This window comes from Methanosarcina sp. 1.H.T.1A.1 (genome assembly GCF_000979295.1).
Classification (GTDB): Archaea; Halobacteriota; Methanosarcinia; order Methanosarcinales; family Methanosarcinaceae; genus Methanosarcina.
The window spans coordinates 1-9281 of the sequence record NZ_JJQY01000146.1; the positions used below are offsets into that span (position 1 = coordinate 1).

Below are 9281 nucleotides of genomic sequence, written 5' to 3' on the forward strand. Positions count from 1 at the left end.
ACCCGGAAAGACCTGTTTACTGCAGGGATTGTCTTCCTAACCACAGGACACCCAGAGAAAACAGATACTAAGTGTTATTTGTGTAACTGAGTTTACATTGACACTTAACTGAGTTACATCAACACTTATTTATTTTCCACTTTTTTTAAATATACCTCAGACCCGGAATATACTTTTTCTTAACTTCTGATCTTTTGCATCTGTGAATATTTGCAGCTTTAGAAGGGGCCCTTTGCAGGGCTGATTAGTTTTGCTTAATCTATAAGTCTCCATTGGGGGCTTTTTTAACTTCATCAACACTTTTTTTCTTGCGGTGGCTGTTTCGAATTGAAGTGAAATTTTTCAAGTGAATTATGGATTAGGGAAAATCGTAAGAAAATGAGTCGCTGAATTCAAAATTAAAGTTCCTCCTTATCCTTTTCAAATCAATTAACATCTTTTTTCGCTCGGTGGTCTGCCTCAATCTTCCCCAAATCCTTTTTCTAAAAGGGGACACAAAACCCGTGATTTTTGCAGCTTTAGAAGGAGCACTTATCGACCTGGCTACACCTTCCCGAACGCAAATATCTTCACTATTGATTATGTTATAACTATCAGTTTAAGTTTTAATTCTTTAACCTGATTATAGAATTTTCTTGCTCTGAGTACTTTTCCAAATTTCCTTTTGACAACAGAGGACGTTGTCTCCACTATATCCCGTTTATTGTATTTGATTTTGTCAAAGCTTAAATGCAACTTTTTTCTATATTTTCCCTTCACTTTCTTTCTCTTTAATATATAATTGAGTCTGCTTTGTGGGGACATTAAAATAAGGAGCACTTTTACAATCCAAATTTTGTGGCTTTGTAGAAACCCATCTATGCCAGCTTCAAGAGGCCAAAAATAGATATAATGATACCGGGACATTCAGTTAAAATTAATTAAGACTGGTCATTTCGGAGGATTTCTATAAAGCCAATAAAAGAAAGATTATTATCTTAGAGTTTACAATTATTTTGTGTAGTTCGGGGGAATCTTATTCATCCAGTCATTTTTATAGTCGCACTTATAGTCGCACTTATAGTCGTACTTATAATCGCACTTATAATCGCACTTATAGTCGCATTCGGTTATGATAACCAGCTTAACCCGAAAAAACTCTTACTTCAATGAATTGCTATATTATCGTAATAAAAACCTGTCAAATTTCAAGTTTTTTCAAAATTCTCAACAAATTTAATTATCCATATATTAAGGGGTCTAAAATGAAAGGAACGAAATGTAATAAAATATTTAGGGGGCAAACCTTCAATAAAACTTTGGGGGTAACAGTACTTGCTTTTTTAATGTTGGTGAGTATCGCAGGCGCCTCGCCATTTGCATACATTGCAAATGAAGAGAGTAACAGTATCTCTGTAATCGACACAACCACAAACAAAGTTACAGCTACGATATCTGTAGGATCTAATCCTATTGGAGTTGCAATTAATCCAAGTGGAACAAAGGTATACGTGGTAAATTCTCATAGCAATGATGTATCTATAATTGACACGGCAACAAATACTGTTAAAGCCACGGTGCCTGTAGGACGTTCTCCTCAAGGGGTTGCAATCAGCTCGAATGGAAAGAAACTATATGTGGCAAACAGGGTCAGTAACACTATCTCTGTAATTGATACTGCCATAAATACTGTTGCAAGTACAGTGACTGTAGGAAAATCTCCTGCGGGAGTAGCGGTAAGTCCGGATGGAAAAAAAGCATATGTGACAAACGAAGGCGACAACACTGTCTCTATAATTGACACTACCACAAAAGCTGTTATCAGCACGGTATCCGTAGGAAAAAGTCCTGAGGAAATTGCGGTCACACCAGATGGAACCAAGGTGTACGTAGCGAACTCCGATAATGGGGGTATTTCTGTAATTGACACTGCTACCAACACCGTTACAGCCACTGTGAAGGTCGAGGGAGCTCCTTCTGGAGTTGCAGTCAACCCGGAGGGAACAAAGGCATATGTGACTACTAATGATAAATATTTCAGCACTGTCTCTGTAATTGACGTTTCTACAAACAAAGTTACAGCCACAATACCTGTAGGCCCCAATCCTGTGGGAGTTGCAGTCACACCGGACGGAAAAAAAGTGTATGTAACAATCAACCTCTGTAACACCGTCTCTGTGATTGACACTGCTACCAACACCGTTACAGCCACGATGCTTGTAGGAAACGGTCCTCATGCTTCAGGCCAGTTTATAGGTTCTATCCCGGTACAACCAGTTTATCCTTTAGCGAACTTCAGCAGCAACATCACATCAGATTATGTTTTCCTTTCCGTACCTGTGCAGTTTACAGATCTATCGGAGAATGCAACCGGCTGGACCTGGGACTTTGGAGACGGGGCTGGTTCAACAAAGCAGAATCCCACGCATACCTATTCTGCAGCAGGAATCTATACTGTTAGCCTGACAGTAAGCAATTCAAACGGCACAGATTCAAAGCTTGCTACAGTAAATGTTGTACCAAAAGGTTCTCCTGCGCCTTCATATGCATTTATTACGAACATCAACAGCAACACTGTTTCTGTAATTAACACAGGAAACAACACCTTTACAGCCACGGTGCCCGCAGGAATTAACCCATTAGGGGTTGCAGTCAGCCCGGATGGAACAAGGATATACGTGACGAATGCCAACTACGGCCGCCGCGGCACTGTTTCTGTAATTGACACAGCCATGAATAAGGTTACGGCCACCGTGGATGTAGGAGATAAATACTATCCCTGTGGAATTGCAGTCACACCGGATGGAAAAAAACTATATGTTGCGAGTCGTGATATCAACGCTGTTTCTGTAATTGACACAGCCACAAACACTGTTACAGCCACGGTGCCTGCAGGAAAATGGCCTATGGGAGTTGCAGTCACACCGGATGGGACAAAAGTATATGTGACGAACCGTTATAGCAGCACTGTTTCTGTAATTGACACAGCCACAAACACTGTTATAGCGACTGTGAAAGCTGAACCTGGCTCCTGTGGAGTTACAGTTAACCAGGCGGGAACAAAACTATATGTGACGAATTGTGAAAGTAACACTATTTCTGTAATTGACACGAGTTCAAACACTGTTACAGCCACAGTGCCTGTAGAAGAATGGCCTATGGGAGTTGCAGTCAGTCCGGATGGAACAAAAGTATATGTGGCAAATCAACGCAGTAACAATGTCTCCGTAATTGACACCGCAACAAAAACTGTTATAGCTGCTTTGAAAGTCGGAAATAATCCTTATGGAATTGCAGTGACACCGGATGGAACAAAGGTATATGTAGCGAACTGCGGCGACGACGATAATCTAGGCAAAACTGTCTCTATAATTGACACAGCCACAAACAAGGTTACAGCCAAGGTAAATACAGGTTTCAGTCCTGTTGCTTTCGGTCAGTTTATAAGTCCTCTCCCGGCACAACCAGTACTTCCTGCTGCAAACTTCAGCAGCAATCTCACATTCGGTTATGCTCCTCTTTCTGTCCAGTTTACGGATTTCTCGAAGAATGTGGATGGGTGGAACTGGAACTTTGGAGACGGATCCGGTTCAACACAGCAAAATCAAGCACATACTTACTCCAGGGCAGGGAATTACAAAGTAACGCTTACAGTAAACAATACAAACGGCACTGATTTGAAATTTGCCACAGTAACTGTTCTGGCACAGCCAGTATTTTCTGCATCCCCAACTTCAGGAAAAACGCCATTTAGTGTTAGTTTTACTGACCAGAGCACAGGATTTCCAGCTTCATGGAACTGGACTTTTGGAGATGGAACTTATTCAACGGAAAAGAATCCTGTACACATCTATAGAAAATCAGGAAAATATTCTGTTACGTTGACATTAAACGAAACGGGGAACAAGAGTGCAGTAACAAAATCCAGCTATATTATTGTTTCAAACGGGTATGAAGCCCCTGTTGCTGCTTTTTCTGCATCTCCAGCTTCAGGAAAAGCGCCTCTTTCTGTTAGTTTTACCGACCAGAGTACAGGAGCTCCAACCTCAAGGAAGTGGACGTTTGGAGACGGTACTCATTCAACCGGGGAGAACCCTGTACATACATATAGCAAAGCAGGATTATACTCTGTTACATTAACAGTAAGTAATGCAGATGGCAGCAATACGTTAACAAAATCCGGCTATATTGTTGTTTCAAACGTTTTAAATGGCCCTGTCACCAGCTTCTCTGCGTCTCTGACTTCAGGAAAAGCTCCTTTTACTGTTGATTTTACAGGCCAGGGCAAAGGATCACCAGATTCATGGAAATGGTCTTTCGGAGATGGGGATACTTCAACAGAAAAGAATCCTGTGCATACATACAATAAATCAGGACTTTATTCTGTTACATTGACAGCAAGTAATGAAAAAGGCAGTAATTCGTTGAAAAAAACCGGCTATATTGCTGTCCCAAGCATTTTAGCTGCTCCTGTATCCAAATTCTCTGCATCCCCTACTTCCGGAAAACCGCCTCTTACCGTTCATTTTACTGACCAGAGCACAGGGTCGCCAACGGCATGGAAATGGTTTTTCGGAGATGGAAGCAATTCAACAGATAAAAATCCTGTACATACATACAATGAATCAGGACTATATGCTGTTAGATTAACAGTAAGTAATGCAAATGGCAGTAACACGTTGTCTAAAACCGGCTATATTGCTGTCTCAAGCTTCTTAGATACTCCTGTCACCAGCTTTTCTGCATCTCAGACTTCTGGAAAAGCGCCTCTTACTATCAGATTTACTGACGAGAGCACAGGATCGCCAACCGCATGGAAATGGACTTTTGGAGATGGAAGTGATTCAACAGAAATAAATCCTGTATATAAATACAATAAATCAGGAAATTATACTGTTTCTTTGACAACGACCAATGCCGGAGGCAGTAATAAGGTGCAAAAATCAAGCTATATTGTAGTTTCTGAAAGCGGTACTGTGACCTCGAATCCGGGCCATATTGTCCCTGCCGCCGCCTTTATAGCAACTCCAACTGCAGGAAGTATGCCTCTTACTGTTAGTTTTTCTGACAAGAGTCCAGGGTCGCCAACTTCATGGAAATGGACTTTTGGAGATGGAACTAATTCAATAGAAAAGAATCCTGTACACACATACAATAAATCAGGAAAATATTCTGTTACATTGACAGCAAGTAATGCAGATGGCAGTAATGCGTTGACAAAAACCGGCTATATTGTTGTTTCAAACACTTTAAATGGTCCTGTCACCAGTTTCTCTGCGTCTCCTACTTCTGGAAAAGCGCCCCTTAATATTAGATTTACTGATGAGAGCACAGGGTCGCCAACTTCATGGAGATGGATTTTCGGAGATGGAAACTTTTCTACAGAAAAGAGTCCTGCACACACATACAATAAATCAGGACGATACACTGTTACATTAACAGCAAGTAATGCAGACGGCAGCAATACGTTAACAAAATCAAGCTATATTGTTGTTTCAAACGCTTTAAATGGTCCTGTCGCCAGCTTCTCTGCGTCTTCGACTTCAGGAAAAGCGCCTCTTACTATCAGATTTACTGACGAGAGCACAGGATTGCCAACTGCATGGAGATGGACTTTTGGAGATAGAAGTGATTCAATAGAAAAGAATCCTGTGCATACATACAATAAATCAGGACTTTATTCTGTTACATTGACAGCAAGTAATCCAGATGGCAGTAATGTGCTGACAAAAACCGGCTATATTGCTGTCTCAAGCGTTTTAAATACTCCTGTTACCAAATTCTCTGCATCCCCTACTTCAGGAAGCATGCCTCTTACAGTTAATTTTACTGACGAGAGCACAGAGTCGCCAACTGCATGGAGATGGACTTTTGGAGATGGAAACGTTTCTACAGAAATGAATCCTGTACACACATACAATAAATCAGGCCTATACTCTGTTACATTGACAGCAAGTAATGCAAACGGCAGTAACACGTTGTCTAAAACCGGCCATATTGCGGTTTCAAACTCCCTTGTAGCTGCCTTTTCGGCATCTCCAACTTCAGGGGCTGCACCGCTTGGTGTCATTTTTACTGACAACAGCACCGGATCACCTGATTCATGGAAATGGGCTTTTGGAGATAGAAATACTTCTACAGAAAAGAATCCTGTACACGTATACAATAAAACAGGACAATATACGGTTAGTTTAACAGTAAATAATTCAGGAAGCATTAGTACTGAAACCAGATCCAGATATATCGTAGTTAGTAAGTAAATATCCCGGATCGAAAAAAACAGCTTTGTAGAAACCTATCTATGCCAGCTTCAAGAGGCTAAAAATAGATCAAAAGATTCATGCCATTCAGTTTAAGTTGATGAGGATCAGTCGTTTCGGAGGGTTTCTACAGAGCCGAATTATTCCATCTTTTCATTTCTTTTTTTATCAGAGTATGATTTTTAATAAAGCTTTTACGTTTATATAAGTTCAGCTTCATGCATTCCTTTAAACAAACTTACTTTCTTCACTCATTCAACTTCAGTTAAAATATATTATTTCTGCCAGCGGTCTGCTTTAATCTCCCCTGAACACGTTTGTTGAAGAAAAGGGTTAAGAAAAGATAGCTAAAAAACCCATGAGATTTTGCAGATTTAAAAGGGGCACTTTGCAGGGTCGATCTTTTAGATCAAAGTGATTTTTTCTGGTGAAGGGCTTTTTTCGGATTTTTCAGTCGAATACCCCTCTAGCTTGTTGCGGGGTGCGCCAGCGCGATTTTGATTAAAATAGTTAAGTCAGTATTTGAAATAAATTTTGGTATGAAAGAGAGTGCCATTAAAAGTATAAATAGAAAATATAATTTTTAAAACCCGTTTTTATTTCGTTTATGACTTTTTTAGGTCCATTCAGCAAATATCGTATAACTAGTATTCTCTGAATACTATCTAAATAATATTAGCTTAATGAGATAACTATATATAATAAGTATATGTAGTTTATAGTAATTACAATTAAAAAAGAACTTAACAGTGGAGAATGAAAACATGAAGCTGACACCTGGCTAAGAGTGGTTAGTTCCAGGGAAGAGATCTTTATACTCAGTCTGATGAACGCCTTGTTCACCTGGCTTTCAGGCCTTCAAATAAGGGCATCTTTGGAATGGTAGAAACCTGCCCGAAGATTGAGGTAATCCAGTTACCTAAATCTTATATGAATACAGTTAAAACTAATTTAAAAACGAGCAAAACAAGTGGGTGATGTTCTGTGGAGTATGTAAGAAAAACATGTCCAATTTGTGGGAGTGAGTTTATAGTCCTGAAAAATGTGGAGGAAAAGGCAATTTACTGTACAATTGAATGCCTTTCAGCTGCTCAGAAAAAGATGAAGAGGGAGAAAGTTTCCTCGTTCGTGTCTGCATAAATTATTCCGTTTCATTATAAACAGTATAATTTCTTTACTTATTCCCTTTAATCTAAAGTAATTAAAAACTAAAACCAACTTAAATCAAGAAAGAACTTAACAGTGGGGGAGAAAAAAATGAGAATAAGAGTAGTTAGTTCCAGAGAAGAGATCTTTACACTTAATCCGAATGAGCGCCTTGTTCACCTGGCTTTCCGGCCATCCAACAAAGACATCTTTGGATTGGTTGAAACCTGCCCGAAGATTGAGGTAATCCAGTTACCTAAATCTTACATGCGTACAGTTTCAAAATCCATAGAAATGTTCCTTCAGATGCAGAGAATCCAGCTTATCGAAGGAGATGTCTGGGGGCACAGGAAGGATATAAACGAATATTACGCAATTTCCTCTTCAGTGATTGAAAAGATTAAAGAAATGAAAATAGAAGGTAAATCCACTGAGGAGATTGAAAAAAAGGTTTCAAGGGAAAGCAAGCTGAACCCTGGAATGGTCGCTTATATCCTGAACAAGGAAATTCCTGCCTGAATTCAAATAAAATAAAACATTTTGGTAGGTGTTTTGCTGGAGATTAGATCGGATAGAAAGGGGTTGAATCTTCCGGTCCCTGATCTCCAACTTAATATTTAGAGGAAAATCGGGAAAATTACTGCTGAAAGGGTTTCAACTTTTAGATCAAGAAATTGAGGTTGAGAACAGCATCAGTAGATCTAAGTAAGGTCTCTAATATTGATATTGCTGAAAAATCATCTACCAGTTCTGAAGCGGTTTGAGTCACATTTCTTACTTTAAACCTCTTTTTTAAGTCATTTAAAATATATTATTTCCATCCGGCGGTCTGCTGGAATCTTCTTCGGGTACATTTGTAGAGAAAAGGGTTAAGAAAAGCGAACTAAAAAACCCGTGATTTCTGCAGCTTTAGAAGGGGCACTTTGCAGGGCCGATAATTTTGCTTTATTCCTCTTCTTCTGTTATATTTTCGAATTTCATCTGTATCATATATTGCATCAGCTGTCACTTTGGAAGGCCTGTTTACAGGCTTCCTATAGGTCTCTGTATCTTGAAATTCTTAAGTGTAGGTACATAAAGCGTGGAGTCTTTCTCATTTGCAGGAACAACAATAATAGAGAGGGTTAGCCCCTCTAAATCTACTAAAACGCTTATTTTTACTCTTTTTACTTTCTTGTAGCCATCATAACCGATGTTTCTCCTTTTTTAGCAGGAACATCCTTTGTATCAGTAAAGCAATGAGAAAGATCTATTTTCTTCAAGTCATAACCTTTGTTTAAAAGTTCATTGAAAATCTTTTGATAGGTACCATGTTCACACAGGTAGAGATGAAATCTATGAACTGTTGACTTAGAGCCATAGATACGAGGAATATCTTTCCACATACAACCTGTTGTAACGACATACAAGATTCCATTCATTAACTTCCTTAAGTCTGCATGAGGCTGTCCTGTATGTGGTTTCTGTGGAGGAAGATAAGGTTCTATGGATTTCCACAGAACATCATTTCCTGAAATTATATAATGTTAAATATATAATTTCAACATAATATTAGTTTCGGGATAGGCTCTGCACCTGTGTGCTCAGTCCCGTTTGTAAAAAATGGGTTTGGGAACCGGAAGATTTGGAACCACTGCAGCAAAATATAACAGAATCGGTAACAGAATCATACAAAGCCGCTTAAAGAAACCAGCACTACAAAAACAATAACCAGTAAAATGGACAGAAACATAGCCAGGGCAGACCTCTCCAGGCTTACGTCATGTACAAACCTGCCGCCTACAACGTAAAGATATAACTGGTAAACCCCAAAAATCCCGCCTGCAAGAGGAATCCAGAGGCTGTCTCTTATACACATCTGACGCTGCCGACGAATAGAGAGGTGTAGATCTCGGT

6 protein-coding genes and 1 pseudogene are annotated in these 9281 nt (G+C 39.5%); 4 read left to right on the forward strand and 3 right to left on the reverse strand.

Features of this window, described 5'->3' with window-relative positions; all coding sequences use genetic code 11:
- Window positions 1-1244: 1244 nt before the first annotated feature.
- The 4 genes and pseudogenes from EO95_RS14420 to EO95_RS14425 all read left to right on the forward strand — a co-directional run bounded on the left by EO95_RS14420 (window position 1245) and on the right by EO95_RS14425 (window position 7904).
- Window positions 1245-6239 (forward strand): PKD domain-containing protein, encoded by a 4995-nt coding sequence (locus EO95_RS14420; protein WP_048135789.1) that lies wholly within the window; start codon window positions 1245-1247, stop codon window positions 6237-6239.
- A gap of 787 nt (window positions 6240-7026) precedes the next feature.
- Window positions 7027-7196, forward strand: a pseudogene (locus EO95_RS17235) (DUF1699 family protein); the annotation flags it as partial.
- 27 nt (window positions 7197-7223) lie between these two features.
- The gene (locus EO95_RS18085) at window positions 7224-7379 is read left to right on the forward strand and encodes a hypothetical protein (protein WP_200895056.1); all 156 of its coding nucleotides are present in this window, start codon (window positions 7224-7226) and stop codon (window positions 7377-7379) included.
- Window positions 7380-7496: 117 nt separating this feature from the next.
- Window positions 7497-7904 (forward strand): DUF1699 family protein, encoded by a 408-nt coding sequence (locus EO95_RS14425; protein WP_048135794.1) that lies wholly within the window; start codon window positions 7497-7499, stop codon window positions 7902-7904.
- Window positions 7905-8408: 504 nt separating this feature from the next.
- Here EO95_RS14425 and EO95_RS18815 read toward each other — a convergent pair.
- The 3 genes from EO95_RS18815 to EO95_RS14435 all read right to left on the reverse strand — a co-directional run.
- Entirely contained in the window at window positions 8409-8579 is a 171-nt protein-coding gene (locus tag EO95_RS18815) for a hypothetical protein (protein ID WP_394297375.1), read from the reverse strand.
- The gene (locus EO95_RS18820) at window positions 8552-8905 is read right to left on the reverse strand and encodes a transposase (RefSeq protein ID WP_052733602.1); all 354 of its coding nucleotides are present in this window, start codon (window positions 8903-8905) and stop codon (window positions 8552-8554) included. Before EO95_RS18820 ends, EO95_RS18815 begins: the two co-directional genes overlap by 28 nt.
- A gap of 146 nt (window positions 8906-9051) precedes the next feature.
- Window positions 9052-9281 (reverse strand): YIP1 family protein (locus EO95_RS14435; RefSeq protein ID WP_327037171.1); only part of this gene is annotated, 230 nt, incomplete at its 5' end.

Coding starts and splice junctions, on each gene's coding strand:
- EO95_RS14420 (WP_048135789.1), top strand. CDS start 1,245: ATGAAAGGAACGAAATGTAATAAAATATTTAGGGGGCAAACCTTCAAT.
- EO95_RS14425 (WP_048135794.1), top strand. CDS start 7,497: ATGAGAATAAGAGTAGTTAGTTCCAGAGAAGAGATCTTTACACTTAAT.